Source organism: Methyloparacoccus sp. NF-16 (genome assembly GCF_056880625.1).
This window is the reverse complement of record NZ_CP174130.1, coordinates 2,900,103-2,926,429: the sequence shown is the minus strand read 5'-3', so window position 1 is coordinate 2,926,429 and position 26,327 is coordinate 2,900,103. Positions and strand designations below refer to the sequence as shown.

Below are 26,327 nucleotides of genomic sequence, written 5' to 3'. Positions count from 1 at the left end.
TCACCCTCCGGCGCCGGTTGGCCAGAAGCGCAGGTAAAGCGCCCAGGCCGATGCGCTGCCGAACAACAGGAACAGGATCGCCGCCACCCGGGTGCGTCGGCGGTAGACCCGGACCAGCTCGCGTTCGGGCAGGGTGGAGAGAATGAACGGCCGGCCGCGATCGGCTGGCTTGTGCATTAGGTTCATGTCGGCGTCATGGGCGGTCTCGTGCCAGCCATTCAGGACTTCCTGCTCGGCCAGGTCCAGGGCTGTTTCCCATTCCGCCGGGCTGATTTGGCCATCCCGGTCGGTGTCGAATCGCTGCCTGAGTGCCGCCGGAGCCTGCTTCCATCGCCGCACCAGCTGGCCGACCCGCTCCTCTACGGTGCCGGGATCGCCGCTGGCGAGCGCCTTGAGGAAGCCGATCGCATAGAGGGGTTCGAACTCGTCGATGCGGCTCTCCGTGTAGCGATAGTCGCAGCCCTGGTTCAGGCGCTCCCAGAGGCCTGCGGTCTCTTCCGGCATGCTGCCGGGCCGGCGCGTGTGGCCCCGCCAGCGACGGGTGCGCGAGGGCATCACCGCGGCGCCGTCGGGATCGATGATGCAGCGCCCGGTGCCGTCGTCGAGATGGAAAATGGCGCTGCTGATGCCGCGCTCGATGACCGTCCAATCATGCTTGTTGCCGCTCCCCTGCTTCTGCTCCACGGTATAGCGGTACCAGACACAGGGTCGGCCACTGAGCGGGGCCGTGACCGGCTCGCCCGGCATCATGCGGACGATGCCCTGCAATTCCGCATACCCCTGCGGGGCGGAGCGGATGAAGGCGCTGGGCGTGTCCTCGATCAGGCGGAGCTGCGACAGGTAGCGGAACAGGCCCGCCAGGCTGGTGGCGGCGACCAGCGTGGCCAGGGTCCAGCCGGTCCAGAACTCCTGCGACGGGAGCTCCCGGATGAGCGTCGGGTAGGGCACGGCGATGGCCGCAAGGGTCAGGCGCCGAACAGGCCGCGGAGATCCGGGTCGCTCAGCTCCTGGTCGGAAAATTCCAGCAGATCGAGGGATTCGAAACCGAAAAAGCGGGCGATGAGGATATCCGGGAATTCCTCGATGCGGATATTGTTGCTGTTGACGCAGTCGTTGTAGAACTCCCGGCGATCGGCGATGGCGTTTTCCAGGCTGGTGATGCGGGCTTCGATGCTGCGGAAGGCGCTGTTGGCCTTGAGATCGGGATAGGCCTCGGCGGTGGCGAACAGCTGCACCAGCCCCTGGCGCAGCCGGCTTTCGGCATCACCGAGCGCCCGCAGATCATGCTGCTCGCGGGCCGAAGAGACGTTGGCGCGGGCCCGCATGACGGATTCCAGGGTGGTCTGCTCGTGGCGCATGTACTGCTTGCAGGTCTCGACCAGCTTGGGCAGCTCGTCGTGGCGCTGCTTGAGCAGCACGTCGATGTTGGACCAGGCCCTGGCCACCTCGTGCTTCAGGTTCACCAGCCGGTTGTAGATCAGGATGACGTAGCCGATGGCGATGATCACAAGGCCAAGAAGAACGAAGCCGGCGATGATCATGAACGGGTGCTCCGGAAAGGGGGAAATGCCGGGCGGACGGCCGCCCGGCGCCGATTTTAGTACATGACGACGGCGCTCCGCGGGGGCGCCGTTCAGCAAGCGTGAGAGGCCATGAGCAACATACGACCATTCAAGGGGATGACGCCCAGCCTGGCGGCGGGCGTTTTCGTGGACCAGACCGCGGTGGTGATCGGCGATGTCAGCCTCGGGCGGGATGTCTCGATCTGGCCGATGACCGTGCTGCGCGGCGATGTGAACAGCATCGTCATCGGCGACGAGACCAATATCCAGGACGGTTGCGTGTTGCACGTGACACACCGCAGCGAGACGCATCCCGAAGGCTATCCGTTGCTCGTGGGCCGTGGTGTGACGGTCGGGCACAAGGTCGTGCTGCACGGTTGCACGATCGGCGATCTGTGCCTGATCGGCATCGGCGCCATCGTCATGGACGGCGCGGTGATCGAGGATCGCGTGATGCTCGGGGCCGGTGCCCTGGTGCCGCCCGGCAAGCGGCTGGAGAGCGGCTACCTCTATGTCGGCAGCCCCGCCCGGCCGTCTCGCACCCTGCGCGATGAGGAGCTCGAATATCTCGGCTATTCCAGGGATGGCTATGTCCGGCTCAAGACCCAGCATCAACTGGCGCTGGGCCGTCCCGACTGACGGGCTTCAGCGCTCCTGGTCGGCCGTCAGGGCGGCGATGACCGGCCCCGTCTCGGGGCGGATGCCGCGCCAGAGGGCGAATGCCTCGGCGGCCTGTTCGACCAGCATGCCGATACCGTCGACGCTGAGGCGCGCGCCGTGCGCCTGTCCCCAGCGCACGAACGGTGTCGGCCGTTGCCCGTAGGCGAGATCGTAGCAGGCGCCGCCGGGCGCCAGGATGCCCGGTGGCAGGGGTGGCAGCTCGCCGCTGAGACTCGCGGCCGTGGCGTTGAGGATCAGGTCGCACGGCGCCGCGTCGGCCAGGGTTTCGAGGCCGCAGCCGGTGACGGGGCCCAGATCGCTGAATTCGTGCTCCAGCGTCACCGCGCGGGCTGCCGTGCGGTTGGCGATGACCGCCGCCGCCGGGGCATGTTCAAGCAGCGGCGCCAGGATACCGCGCGTGGCGCCGCCGGCACCGAGGATCAGCAGGCGCTGGCCGCTCAGCCGGAGGCCGAGATTCGCGGTCAGGTCGCGCACCAGGCCGGCCCCGTCGGTGTTGTCACCCAGCAGGCAGCCATCCGCCTGCAGGGCCAGGGTGTTGACCGCCTGCGCGCGGCGTGCGCGGGGGCTCAGCCGGTCGGCGATGCGGAAGGCCAGTTCCTTCAGGGGAACGGTACAGTTGAGTCCCTGTCCGCCGTCCGACAGGAAGCTTGTGACGGCAGCCTCGAAGGCATCGGCGGGCACATCCTGGGCGTCGTAGGCGAGCGGCTGGCCGGTCTGCCGGGCGAACAGGCGGTGGATGCGCGGCGACAGGCTATGGCTGATCGGATGCCCGAAGACGGCATAGCGGTCGGGGGTGGCCATGCCGGTCAGGGGCGGCTGTCCCGCAGCCACTGGGCTGCGGTCTTGGCGTAATAGGTCAGGATGGCGTCGGCGCCGGCGCGCTTCAGTGCGAGCAGGGCCTCGACAACGGTCTTGCGCTCGTCCAGCCAGCCCTGCTGGGCGGCGGCCTTGAGCATCGCATACTCGCCGCTGACCTGGTAGGCCAGGGTCGGCACGGCGAACGTATCCTTGATGCGGCGGATGATGTCCAGATAGGGCAGGCCGGGCTTGACCATGACCAGATCGGCGCCTTCGGCCAGATCCAGCTCGACCTCGCGCAGGGCTTCGTCGCTGTTGGCGGGATCCATCTGATAGCTGGACTTGTCGCCGCCGCCAAGATTGGCGGCGGAGCCCACGGCGTCGCGGAAGGGGCCGTAGAAGGCCGAGGCATACTTGGCCGAATAGGCCAGGATGCGGGTGTTCACATGGCCGGATGCCTCCAGCGCGTCGCGGATGGCACCGATGCGGCCATCCATCATGTCGGAGGGGGCGACGATGTCGGCGCCGGCCGCCGCATGCGAGCAGGCCTGGCGAACCAGCACCGCCACCGTCTCGTCATTCATGACGTAGCCCCGCTCGTCGATCAGGCCGTCCTGGCCATGTGTCGTGAACGGGTCGAGCGCGACATCGGTGATGACGCCAAGCTCCGGCAGCTCCGCCTTGATGGCGCGCACGGCCCGCTGCGCCAGGCCGTCGGGATGGTAGGCTTCGGCCGCGTCGAGGCTCTTGCGTTCGGCCGGCGTGACCGGGAACAGGGCGATCGCCGGAATACCCAGCTCCGCCGCTTCCCGGCACTCGGCCAGCAGCAGATCCAGGCTGAGCCGGTACACGCCGGGCATGGAGGCTACCGGTTCGCGCCGCTGTTGCCCCTCGAGCACGAACAAGGGGTAGATCAGGTCGTCGGCGGACAGCCTGTGTTCGCGCACCAGCCGGCGGCTGAACTCGTCGCGTCGCAGCCGGCGCGGCCTCAGCCGGGGATGGTGGCCGTGAGCAGAATGAGGCATGGTGCTGGTCGGGGGCTGCGGAGAGGCATCCACATAGTGTATTCGAGGCGTGCGGGTTATGATAGTTGGAGTGGTATGAAACGGGAGTGACCTGAAGATGCATTCGACGAAAACAAAATTCTGGCTGGCCTATGGGCTGGCGCTCGTGTGGTTGCTCACCCTCGGCAGGGCGGTTGCCGACGAACACCTGGCTGCGCCGCAGCGGGTGATCCAGGAGACCGCGGACCAGTTGCAGGTCTCGCTGCAGAAGCCTGAATACAAGGCCGATTTCAAGAAGGCCACGGCGCTGGTCGATCAGATCATCTATCCGCATGTCGACTTCGACCGGGTATCCATCTTGGTGCTGGGCAAACACTGGCGCAGCGCGACTCCGGAACAGCGCGAGCGTTTCAAGCGGGAATTCCGCATGCTGCTGGTGCGGACCTACACCACTGCATTCACGGAGTATGCCAACTGGAAGATCCGCTACCTGCCGCTCGATGAGGCCTCCGACAAGAAGGCGCTGGTGAAGACGGAGATCCTGCAATCCGGCGGCCAGCCGGTCGCGGTGAATTACCGCATGGTGCGGGAGGGGACCGACTGGAAGGTCTATGACGTGCTGATCGAGGGCATCAGCCTGCTGCAGAACTATCGCACCAGCTTCAACGACGAGGTGGAGCAGACCGGGTCGCTGGACCAGCTGATCGCACACCTGTCCGAGCGCAATTCCGGCGCCATGCGGGAGCCGGTCGGCTCCGGCAATGACGCCACCTCCGCCGGCAAGAGCCGGCTATGAGTTCATAGCCATTCGCGGGGCTTGAGGAAGTTCTGATAGAGATTGTCCTCGGCGCTGCCGGGCTCCGGCTTCCAGTTGTAGCGCCAGTGCGCCACGGGAGGCAGCGACATGAGAATGGATTCGGTCCGGCCCCCCGACTGCAGGCCGAAAAGGGTGCCGCGGTCGTAGACAAGGTTGAATTCGACGTAGCGGCCGCGCCGGTACAGCTGGAAATCCCGCTCGCGTTCCCCGTAGGGGGTGCCCTTCCGTTTCTGCACAATGGGCAGGTAGGCCCTCAGGTAGTGGTCGCCGACGCTGCGCAGGAAGTCGAAGCAACGGTCGAACCCCCATTCGTTCAGGTCATCGAAGAACAGCCCGCCGACACCGCGCGTTTCCTGGCGGTGTTTCAGATAGAAATACTCGTCGCACCATTGCTTGAAGCGGGGATATACCGACTCGCCGAACGGCACGCAGGCATCCCGCGCGGCGCGGTGCCAGGCTACCGCATCCTCCTCGAAGGGATAGTAGGGGGTCAGGTCGAAGCCGCCGCCGAACCACCAGACCGGTGGCTCGTTTTCCTTTTCGGCAATGAAAAACCGTACATTCGCATGCGAGGTCGGCACATAGGGATTGCGCGGATGAATCACCAGCGAGACGCCCAGGGCCTGGAATCCCCGGCCGGCGAGATCGGCGCGGTGCGCCGTTGCCGAGGGCGGCAGCGTGTTGCCGATGACATGGGAGAAGTTCACCCCGCCCTGCTCCAGCAGCTTGCCTCCTGCCAGAACGCGGGTCCGGCCGCCGCCGATGCCGCTGTCGTAGGTCCAGTTGTCCTCCTGGAACCGGGCTTCCGGTTCCTCCCCTTCGAGTCCCTGGCAGATGCGGTCCTGGAGGTCGAGCAGATAGGCCTTGACGGCGTTGATGTCGGGAGCGCTCATGGTTCTTCCTGTCGGGTGGGTCGCGGGATGTGTCAGCGGGCTGCCGCAAGGCCTGCGGCGCCCGGTATCGGCCGGATTCTAGCATGGGGGGCAGGGTTTTTCGGGTGTGCCAGGCCGCCGTTCGCGGCGGCCGCCCGGGCCGCCGCAGGGCATCGTCGATGACCCGGAGGCTGGCCTGGCCCGGCCCGGAGGCGGCGCATTATGAGAGCGTGCTGGCGTTCCTGTGCGATACGGGGCTGCGGGCGTGGGTGGACCAGCTCAGGCCCCAGTTGCTGCAAGCCTTCGGCGGCGGCCGGCATGGCGACTGGCCGCGCTGGCAGTCGGTGCTTGGGCGCCTGCCGCGCCCTGTGGCCCGGCGGGTCGAGCTGAACCGGCCGGCCGTTACCGTGACGGGCGCTTGCGAGGACGGCTGCCGGGCGCTGCTGGAAGCGCTTCTGCGAGAACTACATCCCTGGCGCAAGGGGCCCTATGCGCTGTTCGGCATCCGGATCGACACCGAATGGCGCTCCGATCTCAAGTGGGACCGACTGGCCGATGCCATCAGTCCACTGGCCGGGCGATTGGTGCTCGATGTCGGCTGCGGCAGCGGCTATCACGCCTGGCGGATGCTCGGTGCCGGGGCCGGGCGGGTGATCGGTATCGATCCCACGCTGCTGAGCGTGGCGCAGTTCCTGGCCGTCAGGCACTGTGCCGGCGACCATCCCGTGTCCGTGCTGCCGGTCGGCATCGATGACGTGCCCCGCAATCTCCGCTGCTTCGATACGGTGTTCTCCATGGGGGTGCTTTACCATCGCCGTTCGCCGCTGGACCATCTGCTGGAGCTGAAGGGCTGTTTGCGCCAGGGCGGCGAGCTGGTGCTCGAAACCCTGGTCATCGAAGGCGGCCGGGGCGAGGTTCTGGTGCCGGAGGACCGTTACGCGCAGATGCGCAATGTCTGGTTCATTCCGTCCTGCCTCACGCTGGAGTCTTGGCTGGCGCGTTGCGGCTATCGCGCCATCCGGTGTGTCGATGTGTCAGTCACGACGTCCGCCGAGCAGCGCTCGACCGACTGGATGTGCTTTCAGTCCCTGCCGGATTTTCTCGACCCGCGCAATCCGGCGCTGACCGTGGAGGGGCTGCCGGCTCCGCGCCGGGCGATCTTCATCGCCGAGAGTCCCTGAGCGAGAGACCGGCTTCGGCTAAAATCCACCGCCCTTTTTCTGGAATGTCTTACCCATGAGCGCAGCACGCATCGGTTTCGTCAGTCTCGGTTGCCCCAAGGCCCTGGTCGACAGTGAGCGCATCATGACCCAGCTGCGCGCCGAGGGTTACGAGCTGGTGCCGACCTACCGGGACGCCGATCTGGTGGTGGTGAATACCTGTGGCTTCATCGATGCGGCGGTGGAAGAGTCGCTGGACGCCATCGGCGAGGCGCTGCACGAAAACGGCAAGGTCGTCGTCACCGGCTGCCTCGGCGCGCGCGAGGCGGAAATCCGCGCGCGCCATCCGGCGGTGCTCAAGGTTACCGGGGCGCATGCCTACGAGGCGGTGGTGGCCGCCGTGCACGAGCATGTGCCGCCCCGCCACGATCCTTTCCTGGAGGTCGTCCCGCCGCAAGGCATCAAGCTGACGCCCCGGCATTACGCTTATCTGAAGATTTCCGAGGGCTGCAATCATCGCTGCACCTTCTGCATCATTCCTTCCCTGCGGGGCGATCTGGTCAGCCGCCCCATCGGCGAAGTCATGACCGAGGCCGAACGGCTGGTTGAGGCGGGGGTCAGGGAGTTGCTGGTCGTTTCCCAGGATACCAGTGCCTACGGCGTGGATCGTCGCTACCGGCCCGATTTCTGGCATGGCCGGCCCCTGAAGACCCGTTTCCTGGATCTGGCCAGCGCCCTCGGGGAACTGGGGGTATGGGTGCGGCTCCACTACGTCTACCCCTATCCGCACGTGGATGAGGTACTGCCGCTGATGGCGGAGGGGCGGATTCTGCCCTACCTAGACATACCCTTCCAGCACGCCAGCGAGAGCGTCCTCCAGCGGATGAAGCGGCCGGCGGCGACCGAGGACGTGCTGGCGCGGATACGTCGCTGGCGGGACATCTGTCCCGATCTGATCTTGCGCAGCACTTTCATCGTCGGCTTTCCCGGCGAGACCGAGGAGGATTTCGAGCGGCTGCTGGACTTCCTCGACATCACCCAACTGGACCGGGTGGGGTGTTTTGCCTATTCCCCGGTCAAGGGGGCGGTCGCCAACGAGTTGCCCGGCACCGTGCCCGAGGAGATCAAGCAAGAGCGTCTGGCGCGCTTCATGGCTTTTCAGACCCAGATCAGCGCCGACCGTCTGGCGGCCCGCGTCGGGCGACGGGAAATGGTGCTGATCGACGAGGTGGTCGAGGAGGGGGCTGTCGGTCGCAGTCGTGCCGATGCACCGGAGATCGACGGTCAGGTGTTCATCGATGGCGCGACCCAGCTGCAGGTCGGTGATTTGGTGGAGGTCGAGATCGAGGAGGCGGACGAACACGATATGTGGGCCCACCTGCTGCCCTGATCGGGTCGGGTGGGAGGGCGGGAACCGGGCGGTGGCCCGCTCCCGCCCGTGTCAGGCCTCAGTGATGATGGTGTCCGCCCGGGCCATGGACATGGCCATGGTCGAGTTCCTCGCGCGTTGCCTCGCGGACCTCGGTGACTTCGATGGCGAAATTCAGCGTCATGCCGGCCATGGGATGGTTGCCGTCCAGAATGATCTCGTCACCTTCCACGCCGATCACGGTGACCAGCTGCATGCCCTCCGGTGACTGGGCCTGGAACTGCATGCCGGGATGGATTTCATCGACGCCCTGGAAGGCGCTGCGCGGCACCGATTGCACCATCTCGTCGTCGCGCTCGCCGTAGCCGTCGGTCGGCGCGATGGCGACGGTGAACTTGTCGCCGACCGAGCGACCGGTCAACGCCCGCTCCAGCCCGGCGATGATGTTGCCGAAGCCGTGCAGGTAGGCCAGCGGCTCCTGACCCTCGGAGCTGTCCAGGGTCTCGCCGGCATCGTTGGTGAGCGTGTAGTGGATGGAAACCACCTTTTCATTGGCAATCTGCATGAATGTCTCGATCTGCGTGAAGTTGAGTCCGCATCATAGCCGGTTTTTGCTGCCGGCAGGCTGCTTTTGCCTAGCCATGCCCGGGTACGTTACCATTCCAGCCATTTTCAACCCTTCTTCAGTGTGTCCTCCCTGTCCATCCTCACTTTTATCAAGCGTCTGATCGAGCCCGTCTCCCGGCCGCCGGTTGTCGCCGTGCCGGCCCCGGCGGCAGTCGAGCCGCCCGCGGAGACGCAATTGCCCCGAATCTACGCCCGCGCCGAGCATGCGATCTCACGATCGCTGGTGAGCGAGAACGCGCTCAAGGTGCTCTATCGGCTGAAAAAAGCCGGCTACGAGGCCTATCTGGTGGGCGGATGCGTTCGCGACCTTCTCCTGGGGCGGGAGCCCAAGGATTTCGACGTCGTGACGGACGCGCATCCCGAGCAGATTCGCGCCGTATTCCGGAATTGTCGGCTGATCGGTCGCCGTTTCCGCCTGGCGCATGTGCACTTCGGTCAGGACATCATCGAGGTGGCCACCTTCAGGGCCCTGCAGTCCGACCAGCCGCACGGCGAGCGGGTACTGGAAAACGGCCGCATCCTGCGGGACAACGTCTATGGCACGATCGAGGAGGACGCATTCCGGCGCGATTTCTCGGTCAACGCGCTGTACTACAACATCAGCGATTTCTCGGTCGTCGACTATGTCGGCGGCATGGATGACCACAAGGCCGCCCGCCTGCGGCTGATCGGCGATCCCGAGCAGCGCTACCGCGAGGATCCCGTCCGCATGCTGCGGGCCGTGCGCTTCGCCGTCAAGCTGGGTTTCACGATTCACCCGGACTCCGCCGCGCCCATACCGAAGCTGGCCGGCCTGCTGCATGAAATTCCGCCGGCGCGGCTTTTCGACGAGGTCATCAAGCTGCTGCTGTCCGGCTATGCCGTGCAGACCTTCGAACAGCTGCGGCACTACGGCCTGTTCGGGGCGTTGTTTCCGGAAACGGAGCGCTGTCTGGCGCGCGAGCCGGATGGGTTTCCGCTGACCTTCCTGGCCAAGTCTCTGGAGCAGACCGACCGGCGGTTGGCCGACGATAAGCCGGTGGCCCCCTACTTCCTGTTCGCCGCCCTGCTGTGGGAGCCGGTCAGGGCGCGCGCGCGGCGGCTGATCGAGTCGGGCCACCAGAGCGCGCTGGCCTACCAGGATGCCGGCAACGAGATCATCACCCGCCAGTTGCGCTTGATCGCGTTGCCGAAAAGCATAGGCCTGCCGGTCCGCGAGGTCTGGTCCCTGCAACCGCGCTTCGAGATGACACAGGGCGGGCGCCCGTTCCGCCTGCTGGGACACCCGCGTTTCCGGGCTGCCTATGACTTCCTGTTGCTGCGGGCCGAGACGGGGGAGGCCGATCCCGAACTGGCGGCCTGGTGGACGCGTTTCCAGGTGGCGTCCGAGGCCGAGCAGCGCGCGATGGTTCGCACCGGCAACCGGTCCCCCGCGCGTACGCGGACGCGCAAGCGCCGGACCCGCAAACGCAGCGCTCCCAATGCCCCCGCTTCCTGATGGCACTCGCCCGGCGCGGGTCTATATCGGTCTGGGCGGCAACCTCGGGGATCCGGTCCGCACGGTTCTGTCGGGACGGCAGGCGATCCGGGACATGGCCGGGATCCGTGAGACGGGTTTCTCGAGCCTCTACCGCAGTACCCCGATGGGACCCTCGGCGCAGCCGGACTATGTCAACGCCGTCATGGCCATCGATACGGTATTGTCGCCGCTCGCCTTGCTGGACGGCCTGCAGGCCATCGAGGCGCGGCACGGCCGGGTTCGCCAGGGGGAGCGCTGGGGGCCGCGTACGCTGGACCTCGACCTGCTCCTCTACGGTGACCAGATGATCCGCTCCGAGCGGCTGATCGTGCCACATGCCGGCATCGCCGGGCGTGAGTTCGTTCTCTATCCCCTGCAGGAGGTGGCCGGCGAGCTGCAAGTGCCGGGACATGGGGCCCTGTCCGATCTGGTGGCCCGCTGTCCGCAGCGCGGCCTGAGCAAGATTCCGCTGCTGACGGAGGCGGAGGCATGACCCCTGAGCGCAGGCCCCTGACGGTTCCCGGGCTGGCCGAGCGCAAGGCCATGGGGGAGCGGATCGCCGTGTTGACAGCCTACGATGCGGTGTTTGCCGCGGCGATGGAGTCGGCGGGCGTCGATATCATTCTGGTGGGCGATTCCCTGGGCATGGTGATCCAGGGGCATGAGACCACGCTGCCCGTTACCCTCGACCAGATGGTCTACCATGCCGGCTGCGTCGCCCGGGGGGCACCGAATACGATGCTGGTGGTCGACATGCCTTTCATGAGCTATGCCACCCCCGAGCAGGCCTTGCGCGTCTCCGCGCAGCTGATGGCCGAGGGTGGCGCGCATCTGGTCAAGCTGGAGGGTGGTGGTCGTCAGCGGGTGGATATCGTCCGCGTCCTGGCGCAGCAGGATGTCCCTGTCTGTGCCCATCTGGGCTTGCTGCCACAGTCGGTGCGGCGCCTGGGGGGCTATGTGGCGCAGGGGCGCGACGACCGCAGTGCCCAGCAATTGCTGGAGGATGCGCTGCTCCTGCAGGAGGCCGGCGCCGTCATGCTGGTGCTGGAGTGCGTGCCGGCGTCCCTGGCGGGAGAGATCACCGCCGCGCTGTCCATTCCCACCATTGGCATCGGCGCGGGCGCTGATTGTGACGGCCAGGTGCTGGTTGCCTACGACATGCTCGGACTGACGGCCAGGCGCCCCCGGTTTTGTCGGGATTTCCTGCGGGAGGGGGGCGGCATTGCCGAGGCTTTCCACCGTTTCGTGGCCGCCGTCCGGGAAGGGTCCTTTCCGGCTCCGGAACACGCGCTCTGACCGGCGCTACCGTCACCTCATGAACATCGCGGCGACGATTGGGGACCTGCGCCGGCAGGTGGCCGCCTGGCGGGTGGCGGGGAAGACCGTGGCGCTGGTGCCGACCATGGGTAACCTGCATGCGGGCCACCTGAGTCTGGTCGAGGATGCGAGGCGGCGAGCCGATCGGGTCGTGGTCAGCGTGTTCGTCAATCCGACGCAATTCGGTCCGCAAGAGGACTTCGCCGCCTATCCCCGAACGCCGGCGGACGATGTCCGGCAGCTGGAGGCGGTTGGCGCGGATCTCCTGTTCATGCCCTCTGTCGAGGCAATGTACCCGCGGCCGGCCGCCGGGATGACCTATGTCGAGGTGCCGGAGCTGGCGGACAGGCTGTGCGGCCAGTTTCGGCCCGGACATTTCCGCGGCGTGGCGACCGTGGTGCTCAAGCTGTTCCATCAGGTTCAGCCCGATCTCGCGCTATTCGGCGAGAAGGATTATCAGCAGCTCACCGTCATCCGTCGCCTGGTCGACGATCTCGACCTGCCCGTCCGGATTGTCGGCGTGCCGACGGTGCGCGAGCCTGACGGCCTGGCGATGAGTTCCCGCAACGCGTATCTCTCCGCCGAGGAGCGGTCGGTGGCGGCGCTGATCTTCCGCCAGCTGGGAACCTTGGCGGAGGCCCTGCAGGGTGGCGATCGGGATTTTTCCGGGCTTGAGGCGGGCGCCAGTGAGGCGCTGGCGCAGGCCGGTTTCGCCGTCGACTATGTTGCGATTCGTCGCGCCCGTGATCTGCAGGCGCCGGACGAGGGCGACACCGATCTGGTGGTCTTGGTTGCCGCGCGCCTCGACAGAACCCGGCTGATCGACAATATCAGGGTTTGCCTCGCTCCGGCAGCTTGAGGTCACTGAGCGGGTGTCCCAGCGCTGCCTCGATGATGTCGTTGCGGACGAAGTGAGGCGCCTCCTGGCGCACGAACTCGGCGAATTCGGTGGCGATGGTGGATAGTCGCTTGCCGGCACGGTGCACCATGAACCATTGGCGCAGGATAGGGAAAGACTCCACATTCAGCACGACCACGCCACCGCTGTCCAGCTCCCGCTCCAGGGTGTGCAGGGAGACGATGCCCAGTCCCAGACCTTCCTCGACGCCCTGCTTGATGGCGCCGTTGGTGTTCATCTCCATGCTCACCGTCAGGTGAATGCCGCGATCGGCCAGGAATCGCTCCACCGAGTTGCGCGTGCCGGAGCCGATTTCGCGCATGATGAAGGTTTCCCCGGCCAGCGCCTTGAGGGGCAGGCTCTTCTGCCCTGACAGCGGGTGGCCCGCTGGCGCGATGATGACCAGCGGATTGATCAGGAAGGACTCGGCGATAAGCTCCTGGCTCTCGGGGGGCTGACCCATCAGCAGGAGGTCGGCTTCGTTGTCCTCCAGGCTTTGCAGCAGTCCCTTGCGGTTGGTGACCTTGAAGCTGACCCGCACCTTGGGGTGGCGACGGCAGAATTCACCCAGCATGCGAATCGCGAAATAATGCACCGTGCTGGCGACGGCAACATTGAGTCGGCCGCTCTCGGTGCCCTTGAGTTCCTCGATGATCTGCTCGGCCTCATCGAGCTGCCGGGCGATGTTGCGGCTCAGCTGGTACAGTTCCTCGCCGGCGCGGGTCAGGTAAATCTTCTTGCCCAGCCGCTCGAACAGGGGAAGACCGACCGCCTCCTCGAACTGCTTGATCTGCATCGAGACCGCAGGCTGGGTCAGAAACAGCTCCTCCGCCGCACGGGTGAAGCTGAGCCGCCGGGCGACCCGCTCGAAGACTTTCAGCTGCCTCAAGGTGATGTTCATGCCGCGAGAATGCGATCTTTGGATCAGGTGATCTTATCAGGTCGGTAAAAAAAACTGACTTTTCCTTATGTTGAGACACCGTTACAGTGTGCGGTCACCTTGGCTTGCATGGCTTTCCCGCCGTCCGCCGGCTTGTCGCCAGCCGTCAGGCAGGGTCACCTGGAGCCTGGAGGCCGAAGATCGTGACAAAGCCGATGGCTCTGTTGGATAATTCAAAGTTCAGTATTCATCAACAATTTTTCTTCAATCTTTAAGGAGACCATCATGCCCTCGCGCCGAGAACTTGCGAACGCCATCCGCGCTTTGAGCATGGACGCCGTACAGAAGGCCAATTCCGGTCACCCGGGAGCGCCTATGGGAATGGCCGACATTGCCGAGGTATTGTGGAACGATTACATGCGCCACAACCCGGCCAACCCGAAATGGCCGGATCGTGACCGGTTCGTGCTGTCGAACGGGCACGGCTCGATGCTGATTTATTCCCTGCTGCATCTGACGGGCTACGATCTCTCGATTGAAGAGCTGAAGCGTTTCCGCCAGCTGCATTCGAAGACACCGGGCCACCCCGAATACGGTTATGCGCCGGGCGTGGAAACCACCACCGGTCCGCTTGGTCAGGGTATCACCAATGCCGTGGGCATGGCACTGGCCGAACGCACGCTGGCCGGGCAGTTCAACCGCCCGGGTCACGCCATTGTCGATCATTACACCTATGTGTTCCTGGGCGATGGCTGCCTCATGGAAGGCATCTCGCATGAGGCCTGCTCGCTGGCGGGTTCCATGAAGCTGGGCAAGCTGATTGCCTTCTACGACGACAACAACATTTCCATCGACGGCGAAGTGCGCGGCCATGGCGATGTGGTGGGCTGGTTCCACGACAATACGCCGAAGCGCTTCGAAGCCTACGGCTGGCATGTCATCCCGAAGGTCGACGGCCATGATCCGGAAGCCATCAAGAAGGCCATTGAGGAGGCCCGTGCCGTCACCGACAAGCCGTCGATCATCTGCTGCCAGACCATCATCGGCTTCGGCTCCCCCAACAAGCAGGGCAAGGAAGAGTGCCATGGCGCCGCGCTGGGCAACGACGAAGTCGCGCTGACCCGCGAGAATCTGGGTTGGCATCACGCGCCGTTCGAGATCCCCGCGGAAATCTACGAGGGCTGGGACGGCAAGGAAATCGGCGCCAAGGTCGAGAGCGACTGGAACGACCGTTTCGAGCACTATCGTCGCGAATTCCCCGAGCTGGCCGCCGAGTTCGAGCGCCGCATGTCGGGTGAACTGCCGCGTGACTGGGCCGAGAAATCCGCCGCGTTCGTGGCCAAGGTCAACGAGAAGGGTGAAACCATTGCTAGCCGCAAGGCCTCGCAGAACACCCTGAATGGCTACGGCCCGCTGCTGCCGGAATTGCTGGGCGGCTCGGCCGACCTCGCCGGTTCCAACCTGACCCTGTGGTCCGGTTGCCGCGATGTCTGCGCCTCGGGTCATAATGGCAACTACGTGTACTACGGCGTCCGCGAATTCGGCATGTCCGCGATCATGAACGGGGTCGCCGTCCATGGCGGTTTCATTCCCTACGGCGCCACCTTCCTGATGTTCTCCGAGTATGCCCGCAATGCGCTGCGCATGGCGGCTCTGATGAAGATCCCCAGCATTTTCGTCTACACCCATGACTCCATCGGTCTGGGCGAGGACGGCCCGACGCACCAGCCGGTCGAGCAGACCGCTACCCTGCGCATGATTCCCAACATGCAGGTCTGGCGTCCGTCCGACGCGGTGGAATCCGCCGTGGCCTGGAAGGCGGCGATTGAGCGCAAGGATGGTCCCAGCACCTTGATCTTCTCCCGTCAGAACCTGATGCATGTCAGCCGCACGGCGGACCAGATCGCTGCCATCGAAAAGGGCGGCTACATCCTGCGTGACTGTGCCGGTACCCCTGATGCCATCCTCATTGCTACCGGCTCCGAGGTCGAGTTGGCGGTCAAGGCTCAGGAAGCCCTGGCTGAAAAGGGCAAGAACGTTCGGGTTGTGTCCGTGCCGTCCACGAACGTGTTCGAGGCCCAGAGCCAGGCTTACAAGGATTCCGTCCTGCCGCCTTCCGTCAGCCGTCGCGTCGCGGTGGAAGCGGGCGTCACCGACGGCTGGTACAAGTATGTCGGGTTTGGTGGCAAGATCGTTGGTCTGGATCGCTTCGGCGAGTCCGCTCCGGCCGGCGAGCTCTTCAAGGAGTTCGGCTTCACCGTCGAGAATGTCGTCAAGGCAGTCGAAGGACTGTTCTGATAACCCTGATCCCGGTCGGTCTCCGCAAAGCCGGCCGGGGTGTGCGAACCATTGAGAGAGGATCAAACATGGCCCTGATTTCACTCCGCCAGCTGCTGGATCACGCCGCTGAGCACAACTACGGCGTTCCGTCCTTCAACGTCAACAACCTGGAGCAACTCCAGGCAATCATGGACGCCGCCAAGGAAACCGACAGCCCGGCGCTGATCCAGATTTCCGCCGGCGCCCGCAAATACGCGGGTGAGCCCTTCCTGCGTCATCTGGTCTTCGCCGCTCTGGAATCCTATCCGGAGATTCCGATCTGTGTGCACCAGGATCATGGCGCCTCTCCGGCCGTCTGCTTCCGCTCCATCCAGAGCGGTTTCAGCTCGGTCATGATGGACGGCTCCCTGCAGGAAGACGCCAAGACCCCGGCTTCCTACGCGTACAACGTCGAGGTTACCGCCAAGGTGGCCGAACTGGCACATGCCTGCGGGGTCTCCGTCGAGGGCGAACTGGGTTGTCTGGGCTCGCTAGAACATGGCGGCAGCAATCTGGATCACTCCATGCTGCTGACCGACCCCGAGGAAGCCGCCGACTTCGTCAAGAAGACCAAGGTCGACGCGTTGGCCATTGCCATCGGTACCTCGCACGGTGCCTACAAGTTCACCCGCCCCCCGACCGGTGACATTCTGGCGATCGACCGTGTCAAGGCCATCCATGCCCGCATTCCCAATACCCATCTGGTGATGCATGGCTCCTCCTCGGTCCCGCAGGAGTGGCTCAAGATCATCAACGAGTTCGGCGGCGACATGGGCGAGACCTATGGCGTGCCGGTCGAGGAGATCGTCGAGGGCATCAAGCATGGCGTCCGCAAGGTCAACATCGACACCGATCTGCGCATGGCCTCCACTGGCGCGATGCGCAAGTTCTTTGCCGAAAACAAGAAGGAGTTCGACCCCCGCAAGTTCCTGACGGCGGCCACCAAGGCCATGAAGCAGATCTGCAAGGATCGTTACGAGGCTTTCGGTACCGCTGGCAATGCCTCCAGGATCAAGCCGATCAGCCTGGCTGAAATGACCGAACGTTACGCCAGGGGTGAGCTGGATCCGGTCATCAAGTAGGCCGGTTCGGTACCTACGGCAAAAAGGCGGGCCAGTCCCGCCTTTTTTGTGTCCGCAAGTATTGGATTTCCCGGTGCAGGGATGCCTGGTGTCCGCATGGGAAAGTCGGCATAAAAAAGCCCGGCCATTTCCATGGCCGGGCTTTTTGGGGTTTGCCGCCCTGGGCTACCGGATTATTCCAGGTTGGCGTGGCGGGCGCGCATTTCCTCTTCCGGAATGCCTTTCTCATGGATGATATGAGAAATGATGGCTTCCAGGAAGATCAGGGTCGACAGCTCGAAAACCGTGCCCATGGGCATGCCGACAACCTTGCCATACATGTCCGGCTTGCCGATCGAGATGACCGTGCTGGACATATCAGCCAGGGTGGACTGGGTACGGGACGAGATCAGCACGATCTCGGCACCCAGTTCCTTTGCCCGCTTGGCGAAGGCAATCATGGTTTCGGTTTCGCCGGAGCCCGAGATGACGATCAGGAGATCACCCTTCTGCAGGCTGGGCGTTACGATTTCGCCGACCACGAATACGTTGTAACCCCCATGCATCAGGCGCATGGCGAAGAAACGCGCGACGAGGGCGGAACGTCCGGCACCGGCAATGAAGATGCGCGATGCCTTGTCGAGCATGTTGGTCAACTGTTGGTCATAGCTCGATTCCGTGGCATCCAGGATGCTGGTGATCTTGTCTATGATGAGCCGACGATGCGCCATGTTATGCCGCCTCGATCAGTTCGCGGATCTCGCGAGCGGAATCGGCAGGGGACGGTGCGCCGTAGATGGCGGCGCCTACGACCACGATGCCGGCACCGGAACGGGCAACCTGCTGTGCGGTGGCCTGCTTGATGCCTCCGGCAACCGAGATGCGGACCGGCAGGCCCAGCTTGGCAACCAGATTCAGGTCAGCAAACGGCGTCTGGCCGGCGGCCTGAGCATCCAGACCAGTGTGCACGCCGATGATCTGCGCCCCCAGCTTGGCGGATTCGCGCGCGCAGCCAGCCTTGTCCGGCACGTTGATCAGGTCGACCTGGACTTCGGCATTGTACTTGTTGGCAGCCTTGATGACGCCAGCAATGGTCGGCAGGCCGGAGACGCCCAGTACGGTGCAGATGTCTGCGCCAGCTTCGTAGAACGGGGCGGCTTCGTACTCGCCGGCATCCATGGTCTTGAGATCGACCAGCAGCAGCTTGTTCGGGAATTTCCGCTTCAGCTCCTTGACCAGAGGCAAGCCGTTGGCCTTGATATTCGGGGTGCCGATTTCCAGGATGTCGACATAGGGGGCTGCCAGGGTAGCGAGCTTGAAGGTGGTAGCGTTATCCAGGGAGTCTAGAGCCAACTGAATTAATGGTCTTGCCATGGTTTTTCTCCGATTGGTTATGGTTGGTTGAATTGCTCGCGTGTCATGCATTCACGAAATGCACTATTTCGCACGATAAGATACAAAACGGATGGGTGTCAACACGCGAAAGGGGTGGAATCGTCTGGCCGCAGACACCACGACCGAGGCCAGACAAAGAACGCGTAAACTCGAATCTCCCTGGCGCCGGGTTTTGCGGGATGCCGTCGGGAGAAAGGCCGAATGCCCGTGGATTCAGGCAGCGAGGCCGTTGGCCTTCAGGTACTTCTCAACGCCGGTTTCGGCGGCGGGCTTTTTCAGCTGCGGCAGGGCGCTGAGGTATTTCTCGACGCCTGTGGGGCCTTTGGCGGCAGGCGCTGGCGCGGCGGCCGTCGTTTCGGTGGCGGCAACGGCCTTCAGGTACTTGGCAACGCCGGTTTCCGGCTTGCGCGGCGCAGACGGCGGCAGTGACTTGATGTAGCGCGCAACACTGGTTTCGTTTGCCGGCGCGGTCTCCGGCAGGCTGCCGATGTAACGGGCGACGCCTGTGGTGCCTGCGGCGGCGGGTGCTGGCGCGGCAATGGGTTGCGCCGGGGCGCTGGCCGGGCAGGAGGCGGACTTTGGCTTGCGCAGGAACCAGAAGGCCGCTGCCGCACCCCCGAGACCCAGCAGAATCAGCGGCAGGTTCGAGGATTCCTCGGGCTTGCTGCTGGTGAGCACCGGCTCGGCCTTGGCTTCGCTCGGGGTGGTCGCCGCCGTGGCCGGTGCGCTGGTGCGTGCTGCCGGGGTGGAGTTCGAAACTTTCTTGGAGGCCTCCGCATGCTTGGCGATCAGCTCGGCGTCCTGTTTGATGATTTCAGGCTGGAAGTCAGCCGCTGGGTATTGGGTTTCAGCGCCTGCTAGCGGGCTGGCGAACACCAGGGCAACGAGTACGCTTTGAGTCAGGTTACGGAGTTTCACGTTATTCCCCTCAGAGTTTTTTTCTGGAAGTGGTTATGGCCCCGGCGGGGCAGGGAGCGGTCTTTTGAGCTGCCCTAGTATAAGGTCGGCATGGGGCAAATGGAATACGGCGCCGAGGTGCGGGGCGGTTCGCAGCGACCGGGTCGAGAACCGGGCAGGGCGGGCTGGCGGTCGACTCACGATCGCCGAAAAAGCAGCATTTCCAGCTCCCGCATGTCGTGGAAGACGCGAGCGCCCAATGCCGCCAGCCTGGCGCCATCGTCGTGGGGTGCATAGCCATAGGCCGTCATGCCGGCCGCGATGGCGGCCTCTATCCCCAGGGCGCTGTCCTCCACGACCGCGCAGTCCCGAGGCGCCATGCCCATCGATCTCGCCGCGTGCAGGAACAGTCCCGGCTCGGGTTTCCAGCTCTGGCAATCGTAGGCGCTGTAGATGCGGTCGGCAAAGAAACCGAGCAGGCCGGTTGCCCGCAGGCTGACCTGCATCTTGTCGTGCGGACCATTGGACGCCACGCAGTAGGGTAGGGGCAAGCGTTGCAGCAGGTCGGGGACACCTGCCATGGGTTGCAGCTCCGCTTCGAACGCCGCCGCCATGCGCAGCCTCATTTTCGGCAGGAAATCCGTCGGCAGGGGGCTGCCCAGCCAGTGTTCGATCAGGCTCAGGGTGTCGGCCATCTTGCGGCCGGCAAAGTGTGTCAGGGCGTCGTCGAGGGTGATCCGCAGCCCCAGTTCGGCAAGGTATTCGACGATGGCGGCGTTACCCACGCGCTCGCTGTCCACCAGCGTGCCGTCGCAGTCAAAGATGATCGCGCGATGCCGCATGGTGTGGTTCAGGCCGGTTCCAGCTTGGCGTACCCCAGCATCAGCCATTTGCATCCGGCATCCTGGAAGTTGACCTGGATGCGGGCCTGGTTGCCCTCCCCCTCCGCCTGCAGGATGATGCCCTCGCCGAATTTGGCGTGGCGTACCCGTTGCCCCATGCGAAAGCCGGTGTGCGCGGCGCTCTCATTCCGGGCAGCGGCCAGGGGCGCGGGTTGCACGAGCCGCGCGTTGCCGTTCCCTCTCAATCTGACCTCTTGCAGGTATTCGGTCGGTATCTCGCGGATGAACCGGGAGGGACGGGGGTAGGTCTCCCGCCCATAAAGCCGGCGTGACTCCGCATGGGTCAGGTACAACTGCTGGCGGGCACGTGTGATGCCCACGTAGCAGAGACGTCGTTCCTCCTCCAGCCGGCCCGGGTCTTCCAGGGACTGGAGGCTGGGAAACAGGCCTTCCTCCAGTCCCACCAGGAACACAAGCTTGAACTCCAGGCCCTTGGCGGCGTGCAGGGTCATCAGCTGCACGCAGTTCTGGGTATCGCCCTGGGTATTGTCACCCGCCTCCAGGGCGGCCTGGGCCAGGAACTGATCGAGGAGCGGCAGCTCCGGGTCCAGATGCGGTTCGTGGGTAAACTGGCGGGCGGCGTTGACCAGTTCCTTGAGGTTCTCCAGTCGCTGTTCGCCCTGCTCGCCACGCTGCGCCTGATAATGTGCCAGCAGCCCCGACCCCTCGAGGATGTGCGCCACCTTTTCGCCCAGATCACCGTCGCCGCCCGCGCCGGCGAGCCGATCAATGAGTTGCCTGAATGCCTGCAGGCGCGCGCGCGCGCGGGCGGGCGCGCCGTCATCGCGACACAGCGTGACCAGCGCTTCCCAGAGCGAGCACTCCTCCGTCCGGGCAAGCTGGCGCAGGGTGTCCAGGCTTCGGGCGCCGATGCCGCGCGTGGGGGTATTGAGGATGCGTTCGAAGGCGGCATCGTCCTGGCGGTTGCTGGTCAGGCGCAGATAGGCCAGCGCATCCTTGATTTCCGCCCGCTCGAAGAACCGCAGGCCGCCATAGACCCGGTAGGGAATGCCGAGCGCCATCAGTTTCTCCTCGAACTGCCGGGACTGGGCATTGGAGCGATAGAGAATGGCTGCTTCGCTGCGGGCGTGACCCTCCTCGCTCCACTGCTGGATGCGGTTCACCACGAAGTAGGCCTCATCCTGTTCATTGAAGGCGCTGTAGATCTGGATGGGGTCGCCCGCCTTGAACTCCGTCCAGAGCTGCTTGCCCAGACGGTTCTCGTTGCGCGATATCAGGGCGTTGGCGGCGGCCAGGATGTTGCCGGTGGAGCGGTAGTTCTGCTCCAGACGGACCAGGTCGTGGCCGGGATAGTCGCGCTGGAAGTGTTGCAGGTTCTCGACGACCGCGCCGCGCCAACTGTAGATGGATTGGTCGTCATCGCCGACCGCGAAAAGGTTCTGCTGCTCCTGCGACAGCAGTCGTAGCCATGCATACTGGATGCGGTTGGTGTCCTGGAATTCGTCCACGAGGATGTGCTGGAACTTGCTCCGGTAGAAGTCCAGCAACTCCGGCGATTCGCGCAAGAGCTCGAAGGCGCGCAGCAGCAACTCGGTGAAGTCCACCAGGCCGGAGCGTTCGCAAAGCTGTTCGTAGGCCAGGTAGACCTTCTGCATCTGCCGCTCGAACGGGTCGGCCGCCTCGTGAAGGTGGCGGGCGCGGCGGCCCTCCTCCTTGTGGCTGTTGATGTACCACTGTGCCTGTTTCGGTGGCCAGCGGTTCTCGTCGAGTTCCAGGGTTTTGAGCAGGCGGCGGATGAGCCGCTGCTGATCATCGGCATCCAGGATCTGGAAGGTGGCCGGCAGGCCGGCTTCCGCGGCGTGACGGCGCAGCAGGCGATGGGCGAGCCCATGGAAGGTGCCGACCCAGAGTTCGCGGGTCGATATCCGCAGCAGCGTCTCGATGCGGGTGCGCATCTCCAGTGCGGCCTTGTTGGTGAAGGTGACGGCCAGGATGCGCTGCGGGGGGGTTGCTTGCCCCCGGATCAGCCAGGCGATACGGTGCACGAGAACCCGTGTCTTGCCGCTGCCGGCGCCGGCCAGTACCAGGAGATTCGGATTGGATGAACAGACGGCGGCGCGCTGTTCGGCGTTAAGAGGCTCGATAATGGGTGTCACATCCATGCGCGTCATTCTAGCTGAATCGCCTTGCGCACTCGGTCCCGAGCCGTGACAATTCGCCGCCGAACTTTCTGTAACTGCTGGAGGACAAGACGATGAGCTTTGATCTGAAGCGCGCCATGCGGCGCGAGTTCAATGTGGGTGGCAAGGAGCAGCGCCTGCGTTACGGCGCGGGGATCGCCATGTTGCTGGTCTCCGTATTCCTGGCCAACATTCCCTTGTTGCTGATCGGCGTCGTGCTGGTGGTCACCGCCAAGCTGCAATGGTGTCCGGTCTACTCGGGGCTGGGCAAATCCAGCGTCGACCCGGGCGAGCCCCCGCCCGTCGCTGGCGATCACTGAGGTTTCCGGTTCCTGTCATACCCACTGCGGGCTCCTTGCGCGGAGTCCGCTGCCCGCCAGGGTGAGGTTCGCGCCTGCGCGGGCCTCACGCCAACGGCTTGATCGCAGCTTCTGCTCCCGCTGGCACGCCTTGTGTCGCTGTCATGGGCGCGCGCACTGACCCCGTCTTTCCCGTTCTTTATCCGGCGTTGGCATTTTTCCGCCGGTCAATCGCTTAGGTAATTTTATGGCCTTGGTTTCTGTATCCCTCCGGCTGGCATTTTCCGTTGCCCGGAGCGGGGCTTTCGTTCTCCTGCGAAGCCCCTTGACTTGCTTGAATAGGCTTCATATATTCGCCTCCAGGTGGTGGAAAGTGGAAGGCAGTGGTGTGATGTGGGGCAGGGGGGATGTTCCGGGGCGTCAGTTCGATCAATCTCGACGACAAGGGTCGGTTATCCATGCCGGCTCGCTACAGGTCCGAATTGATCGAGTCGTGCGATGGCCAGATTGTCATCACTGTCGGTCTTGACAAGTGTCTTTCTCTTTACCCTTTGCCGGAATTCGAGGAGATCGAGCGCAAGCTGGTGAAGCTGCCGGCCCTGCACAAGAAAGCCAAGCGTTTGCAGCGGCTCATCATTGGGCACGCCACTGAGTGCGAGATCGACGCGCAAGGGCGTTTTCTCATACCCGAACCGTTACGTCGTTTCGCAGGATTGGAGCGCAAGGTGACTCTCGTCGGTCAGGGCAACAAGTTCGAGATCTGGGACGAGGATGCCTGGACCCGGGCCCGGGTCCAGTGGATCGATGAGGAGCAGACCGATGACGAGATGCTCCCGCCGGAGCTGGATTCCCTCTCCCTTTGATGGAAACTAGCCAAGGCCCGAGTCACCGGCCGGTTCTCCTTGCCGAGGTGCTGGCTGCGTTGCAGCTCGATCGTGATGATCGGGTCATCGATTGCACGTTCGGGCGCGGTGGACACAGTCGACGCATCCTCGAATGCCTGGGGCCCGCCGGGAGATTGCTGGCGATAGATCGTGATGAAGACGCGATTCGTTCGCCGGAAGCCATCGCCCTGGCGGGCGATCCGCGTTTTGAACTGGTGCACAGCCGTTTCTCCGATTTGCAGGCTCAGGCCATGCGGCGGGGCTGGGTCGGCAAGGTGTCCGCGGTCCTGATGGATCTTGGCGTGTCCTCGCCGCAACTGGACCAGTCGTTCCGGGGATTCAGCTTTTTGCGGGACGGTCCGCTCGACATGCGCATGGATGGCTCGGAAGGCGAGATGGCTGCCGAGTGGCTGGCCCGGGTTCCCGAGGCACAGCTGGCGGGTGCGCTGTTCGAGTTTGGCGAGGAACGTCACGCCCGCCGCATCGCCCGCGCGATTACCCGGCGGCGGGCCCAGGCGCCGTTGACGACGACGCGGGAGCTGGCGCAGCTCATCGAGGCGGCGGTGCCCGGGCGTGAGCCCGGCAAGCACCCGGCCACGCGCAGTTTCCAGGCGATACGGATAGTCATCAATCAGGAGCTGGCGGAGCTGGAGTCGGGGTTGGCGCAGGCGCTTGCCGTGCTGCGGCCGGGTGGGCGTCTGGCGGTCATCGCCTTCCACTCGCTGGAGGATCGTATGGTGAAACGCTTCCTGCGCGACGAGGAGCGAGGTTTTTCTGCCCCCGTGCCCCGGGGGCTGCCGTCTCCCAGCCAGTCGCCGCGGTTGAGACGGCTGGGGCGAGCCATCAAGCCGGGGGCGGAGGAGCTTGAGGCGAATGTCAGGGCGCGCAGCGCCGTATTGAGGGTTGCCGAAAAATTGCAAGCATGAAGTTTTTGCTGGTACTGGTTGTCATTACGGTGATTTCGGCATTGGGCGTCGTGCATATGAAATACCGCACACGACTGATGTTCTCCGAGGTGCAACGGCTGCAGACGGAGAACGAAGCCTATGACGAGGAAATGGCGCGTCTCCAGTTTGAGCAGAACAAATGGTCCGAAAGAGAGCGGGTCGAGCGTGAGTCGCAGCTGCGCTTGCACATGATCCTGCCGGAGCCGACGGCCATCATATCCATCAGGCCTTGAGCGGGGGCTGCCATGATCATCATTCGACCGACATCATCCAAGCCTGACAGCGGGGCAAGGTGGCGTGCCTTGTTGGGCATCATGCTGGCCTCGCTGACCATCCTGATCGGCCGGGCCGTCTATCTCCAGGTGCTCGACAAGCAGTTCCTCAAGCACCAGGGCGACCTCCGCCATGTGGGCATCATGCCCATTCTGGCGCATCGCGGGCGTATCACCGACCGCTATGGCGAAACCCTGGCGGTAAGTACGCCGGTCAAGTCCCTCTGGGTGAACCCGAGTGAATTTCTCAAGGCCGATGTTCCGGAGGGCAAGCTCAGGGCTGCTGCCGGTTACCTGGGCATCAAGGTCGAGGAGTTCCGGCGCCGCGTCGGCGACGATGACCGTCGCGCATTTGCCTATCTCAAGCGCAAGATGAGCCCGGATCACGCCGATCAGGTCATGCAGCTGGGCTTGCCGGGCATCTACGTCGATCGGGAATACAAGCGCTACTACCCCACCGGCGAGGTAGCCGCCCATCTGTTGGGGCTGACGAATATCGACGGCAAGGGACAGGAAGGCATGGAGCTGGCCTATGACGGCACCCTGCGCGGCATCGACGGTGCGCGCCGGGCGATCCGTGACGGCAAGCGCCGCATCATCGAGAAGATCGAGGAGATCCGCGCACCGGTCTCGGGTCAGGATCTCCAGCTCAGCATCGATGCGCGATTGCAATATGTCGCCCATCGCGAGCTCAAGAGCGCCGTCAGTCGTCATCGCGCCCGCTCGGGCAGTCTCGTCCTCATGGATGCGCGCACCGGCGAAGTCCTCGCCGTCGCCAACGAGCCCAGCTTCAATCCCAACAGTCGCGGCCGGGTGATGCCCGGCATTTCCCGCAACCGCGCCATCACGGATCTGTTCGAGCCGGGTTCCACCATGAAGCCGATGGCGGTGGCCTGCGCACTGGAGCTGGGGCTCACGCATCCCCGGGCCATCATCAATACCCAGGGTGGCACGATGTACATCGGCCACAACGTGGTCAAGGATGTCCATAGCTATGGGGTCATGGATGTCACCAAGGTCCTGCAGAAGTCCAGCAATGTCGGTGTCAGCAAGATCGCCCTGAGCGTGCCGCCGCGGAAATTCTGGGCCTTCTACCATAATCTGGGTTTCGGTCAGCCCCTGGAGACCGGCTTTCCCGGCGAGGCGCGCGGTCGGCTTTCCGACTACCATGGCTGGAGCGCCTTCGAGCAGGCGACACTGTCCTTCGGCTACGGCGTTTCCACGTCCGTGTTGCAGCTGACGCGGGCCTATGCATCGATCGCCAACGATGGTGCCATGCCCATGGCCAGCCTGACCCGTCTCGAGGGCGATGTCGAAACGCATCGCATCATGTCGCCCAAGACGGCGGCATCCGTGCGCGCCATGCTGGAAAAGGTCGTCTCCCGGGAAGGTACGGCGATACAGGCGGCTATACCGGGTTATCGGGTGTCCGGCAAGACCGGCACGGTCAAGAAGCTCGGTGCCCGCGGCTACACGACCTCCAAATACATCGGGGTGTTTGCCGGGATGGCGCCCGCCAGCAACCCGCGCCTGGTGATGGTGGTCATGATCGATGAGCCCTCTGCCGGCGAATACTATGGTGGCGTGGTGTCCGCTCCTGTCTTTTCGCGGGTGATGCAGGAGTCGTTGAGAATACTCAACATTGCTCCCGATCAGCCCGACGCGCCCCTGATCGCGGCCCGCACCGACAGCCCGGCATGATCCTGCGGCCGGGTTCGGGTTGTCCC

General features: G+C 64.4%; 27 protein-coding genes. 15 read left to right on the top strand and 12 right to left on the bottom strand.

What is annotated here, in order from left to right; all coding sequences use genetic code 11:
• Together ACH5N8_RS13830 and ACH5N8_RS13825 are read right to left on the bottom strand one after the other, a co-directional pair.
• Entirely contained in the window at positions 1-948 is a 948-nt protein-coding gene (locus ACH5N8_RS13830; RefSeq protein WP_483281752.1) for a GIDE domain-containing protein, read from the bottom strand.
• A 17-nt stretch (positions 949-965) separates the two neighbouring features.
• Entirely contained in the window at positions 966-1,541 is a 576-nt protein-coding gene (locus ACH5N8_RS13825; RefSeq protein WP_483281751.1) for a LemA family protein, read from the bottom strand.
• Between the two features lie 111 nt (positions 1,542-1,652).
• Here ACH5N8_RS13825 and ACH5N8_RS13820 point away from each other — a divergent pair, with 111 nt between their 5' ends.
• Positions 1,653-2,201, top strand: coding sequence for a gamma carbonic anhydrase family protein (locus ACH5N8_RS13820; protein ID WP_483281750.1), 549 nt, complete (start codon positions 1,653-1,655; stop codon positions 2,199-2,201).
• Between the two features lie 6 nt (positions 2,202-2,207).
• Here the strand turns inward: ACH5N8_RS13820 and aroE are convergent, their stop codons facing one another.
• Positions 2,208-3,044 carry a shikimate dehydrogenase gene (gene aroE / locus ACH5N8_RS13815; RefSeq protein WP_483281749.1) on the bottom strand — a complete coding sequence of 279 codons (837 nt, stop codon included), beginning with the start codon at positions 3,042-3,044 and terminating at the stop codon, positions 2,208-2,210.
• Positions 3,045-3,049: 5 nt separating this feature from the next.
• Complete coding sequence (gene hemB, locus ACH5N8_RS13810) at positions 3,050-4,066, bottom strand: porphobilinogen synthase (RefSeq protein WP_483281748.1); 1,017 nt, start codon at positions 4,064-4,066, stop codon at positions 3,050-3,052.
• Between the two features lie 97 nt (positions 4,067-4,163).
• Between hemB and ACH5N8_RS13805 the strand changes: the two genes are divergently transcribed.
• The gene (locus tag ACH5N8_RS13805) at positions 4,164-4,841 is read left to right on the top strand and encodes an MlaC/ttg2D family ABC transporter substrate-binding protein (RefSeq protein WP_483281747.1); all 678 of its coding nucleotides are present in this window, start codon (positions 4,164-4,166) and stop codon (positions 4,839-4,841) included.
• A 2-nt stretch (positions 4,842-4,843) separates the two neighbouring features.
• On the opposite strand, the gene hemF is transcribed toward ACH5N8_RS13805, so the two are convergent.
• Positions 4,844-5,755 carry an oxygen-dependent coproporphyrinogen oxidase gene (gene hemF, locus ACH5N8_RS13800; protein ID WP_483281746.1) on the bottom strand — a complete coding sequence of 304 codons (912 nt, stop codon included), beginning with the start codon at positions 5,753-5,755 and terminating at the stop codon, positions 4,844-4,846.
• Between the two features lie 158 nt (positions 5,756-5,913).
• Here hemF and cmoB point away from each other — a divergent pair, with 158 nt between their 5' ends.
• Positions 5,914-6,915, top strand: a complete 1,002-nt coding sequence (gene cmoB / locus ACH5N8_RS13795) for a tRNA 5-methoxyuridine(34)/uridine 5-oxyacetic acid(34) synthase CmoB (protein WP_483281745.1) — start codon at positions 5,914-5,916, stop codon at positions 6,913-6,915.
• A gap of 55 nt (positions 6,916-6,970) precedes the next feature.
• Positions 6,971-8,284: a 30S ribosomal protein S12 methylthiotransferase RimO gene (gene rimO / locus ACH5N8_RS13790; protein ID WP_460026554.1), complete on the top strand. Its 1,314-nt coding sequence runs from the start codon at positions 6,971-6,973 to the stop codon at positions 8,282-8,284.
• Positions 8,285-8,342: 58 nt separating this feature from the next.
• Here rimO and ACH5N8_RS13785 read toward each other — a convergent pair whose 3' ends face one another.
• Positions 8,343-8,828 (bottom strand): FKBP-type peptidyl-prolyl cis-trans isomerase, encoded by a 486-nt coding sequence (locus tag ACH5N8_RS13785; protein ID WP_483281744.1) that lies wholly within the window; start codon positions 8,826-8,828, stop codon positions 8,343-8,345.
• 237 nt (positions 8,829-9,065) lie between these two features.
• Between ACH5N8_RS13785 and pcnB the strand changes: the two genes are divergently transcribed.
• From pcnB to panC, 4 genes are read left to right on the top strand one after another with little or no spacing between them, the layout of a single operon-like run.
• Complete coding sequence (gene pcnB, locus ACH5N8_RS13780; RefSeq protein ID WP_460026556.1) at positions 9,066-10,367, top strand: polynucleotide adenylyltransferase PcnB; 1,302 nt, start codon at positions 9,066-9,068, stop codon at positions 10,365-10,367.
• Complete coding sequence (folK, locus tag ACH5N8_RS13775) at positions 10,351-10,881, top strand: 2-amino-4-hydroxy-6-hydroxymethyldihydropteridine diphosphokinase (RefSeq protein ID WP_483281743.1); 531 nt, start codon at positions 10,351-10,353, stop codon at positions 10,879-10,881. Before pcnB ends, folK begins: the two co-directional genes overlap by 17 nt.
• Entirely contained in the window at positions 10,878-11,684 is an 807-nt protein-coding gene (gene panB, locus ACH5N8_RS13770) for a 3-methyl-2-oxobutanoate hydroxymethyltransferase (protein ID WP_483281742.1), read from the top strand. The genes folK and panB overlap by 4 nt, the downstream gene beginning before the upstream one ends.
• 19 nt (positions 11,685-11,703) lie before the next feature.
• Entirely contained in the window at positions 11,704-12,564 is an 861-nt protein-coding gene (gene panC / locus ACH5N8_RS13765; protein ID WP_483281741.1) for a pantoate--beta-alanine ligase, read from the top strand.
• Here the strand turns inward: panC and ACH5N8_RS13760 are convergent.
• Entirely contained in the window at positions 12,536-13,504 is a 969-nt protein-coding gene (locus tag ACH5N8_RS13760) for a LysR substrate-binding domain-containing protein (RefSeq protein ID WP_483281740.1), read from the bottom strand. The genes panC and ACH5N8_RS13760 overlap by 29 nt on opposite strands.
• Positions 13,505-13,768: 264 nt before the next feature.
• Here ACH5N8_RS13760 and tkt point away from each other — a divergent pair, with 264 nt between their 5' ends.
• Positions 13,769-15,781, top strand: a complete 2,013-nt coding sequence (tkt, locus tag ACH5N8_RS13755) for a transketolase (RefSeq protein WP_483281739.1) — start codon at positions 13,769-13,771, stop codon at positions 15,779-15,781.
• 68 nt (positions 15,782-15,849) lie between these two features.
• Positions 15,850-16,884 carry a class II fructose-bisphosphate aldolase gene (gene fba / locus ACH5N8_RS13750; protein WP_460026562.1) on the top strand — a complete coding sequence of 345 codons (1,035 nt, stop codon included), beginning with the start codon at positions 15,850-15,852 and terminating at the stop codon, positions 16,882-16,884.
• 173 nt (positions 16,885-17,057) lie between these two features.
• On the opposite strand, the gene hxlB is transcribed toward fba, so the two are convergent.
• The 5 genes from hxlB to uvrD all read right to left on the bottom strand — a co-directional run bounded on the left by hxlB (position 17,058) and on the right by uvrD (position 22,180).
• The gene (gene hxlB / locus ACH5N8_RS13745) at positions 17,058-17,594 is read right to left on the bottom strand and encodes a 6-phospho-3-hexuloisomerase (protein WP_460026563.1); all 537 of its coding nucleotides are present in this window, start codon (positions 17,592-17,594) and stop codon (positions 17,058-17,060) included.
• 1 nt (position 17,595) lies between these two features.
• Positions 17,596-18,237, bottom strand: coding sequence for a 3-hexulose-6-phosphate synthase (hxlA, locus tag ACH5N8_RS13740; RefSeq protein ID WP_460026564.1), 642 nt, complete (start codon positions 18,235-18,237; stop codon positions 17,596-17,598).
• 234 nt (positions 18,238-18,471) lie between these two features.
• Positions 18,472-19,176, bottom strand: a complete 705-nt coding sequence (locus ACH5N8_RS13735; protein WP_483281738.1) for a hypothetical protein — start codon at positions 19,174-19,176, stop codon at positions 18,472-18,474.
• 176 nt (positions 19,177-19,352) lie between these two features.
• Positions 19,353-19,997, bottom strand: coding sequence for an HAD family hydrolase (locus ACH5N8_RS13730; protein ID WP_483281737.1), 645 nt, complete (start codon positions 19,995-19,997; stop codon positions 19,353-19,355).
• 8 nt (positions 19,998-20,005) lie between these two features.
• On the bottom strand, positions 20,006-22,180 hold the full coding sequence (gene uvrD / locus ACH5N8_RS13725; RefSeq protein WP_483283198.1) for a DNA helicase II: 2,175 nt from the start codon (positions 22,178-22,180) through the stop codon (positions 20,006-20,008).
• A gap of 92 nt (positions 22,181-22,272) precedes the next feature.
• On the opposite strand from uvrD, the gene ACH5N8_RS13720 reads away from it, so the two are divergent.
• From ACH5N8_RS13720 to ACH5N8_RS13700, 5 genes are all read left to right on the top strand, one after another.
• A complete protein-coding gene (locus tag ACH5N8_RS13720; RefSeq protein ID WP_460026567.1) occupies positions 22,273-22,518 on the top strand; it encodes a YgaP family membrane protein in 246 nt (81 codons plus the stop codon).
• A 386-nt stretch (positions 22,519-22,904) separates the two neighbouring features.
• Positions 22,905-23,360 carry a division/cell wall cluster transcriptional repressor MraZ gene (gene mraZ / locus ACH5N8_RS13715; protein WP_483281736.1) on the top strand — a complete coding sequence of 152 codons (456 nt, stop codon included), beginning with the start codon at positions 22,905-22,907 and terminating at the stop codon, positions 23,358-23,360.
• On the top strand, positions 23,360-24,307 hold the full coding sequence (gene rsmH, locus ACH5N8_RS13710) for a 16S rRNA (cytosine(1402)-N(4))-methyltransferase RsmH (protein WP_483281735.1): 948 nt from the start codon (positions 23,360-23,362) through the stop codon (positions 24,305-24,307). Before mraZ ends, rsmH begins: the two co-directional genes overlap by 1 nt.
• Positions 24,304-24,561: a cell division protein FtsL gene (ftsL, locus tag ACH5N8_RS13705; protein WP_483281734.1), complete on the top strand. Its 258-nt coding sequence runs from the start codon at positions 24,304-24,306 to the stop codon at positions 24,559-24,561. Before rsmH ends, ftsL begins: the two co-directional genes overlap by 4 nt.
• A gap of 69 nt (positions 24,562-24,630) precedes the next feature.
• Positions 24,631-26,301 (top strand): peptidoglycan D,D-transpeptidase FtsI family protein, encoded by a 1,671-nt coding sequence (locus tag ACH5N8_RS13700; protein ID WP_483281733.1) that lies wholly within the window; start codon positions 24,631-24,633, stop codon positions 26,299-26,301.
• Positions 26,302-26,327: the final 26 nt, after the last annotated feature.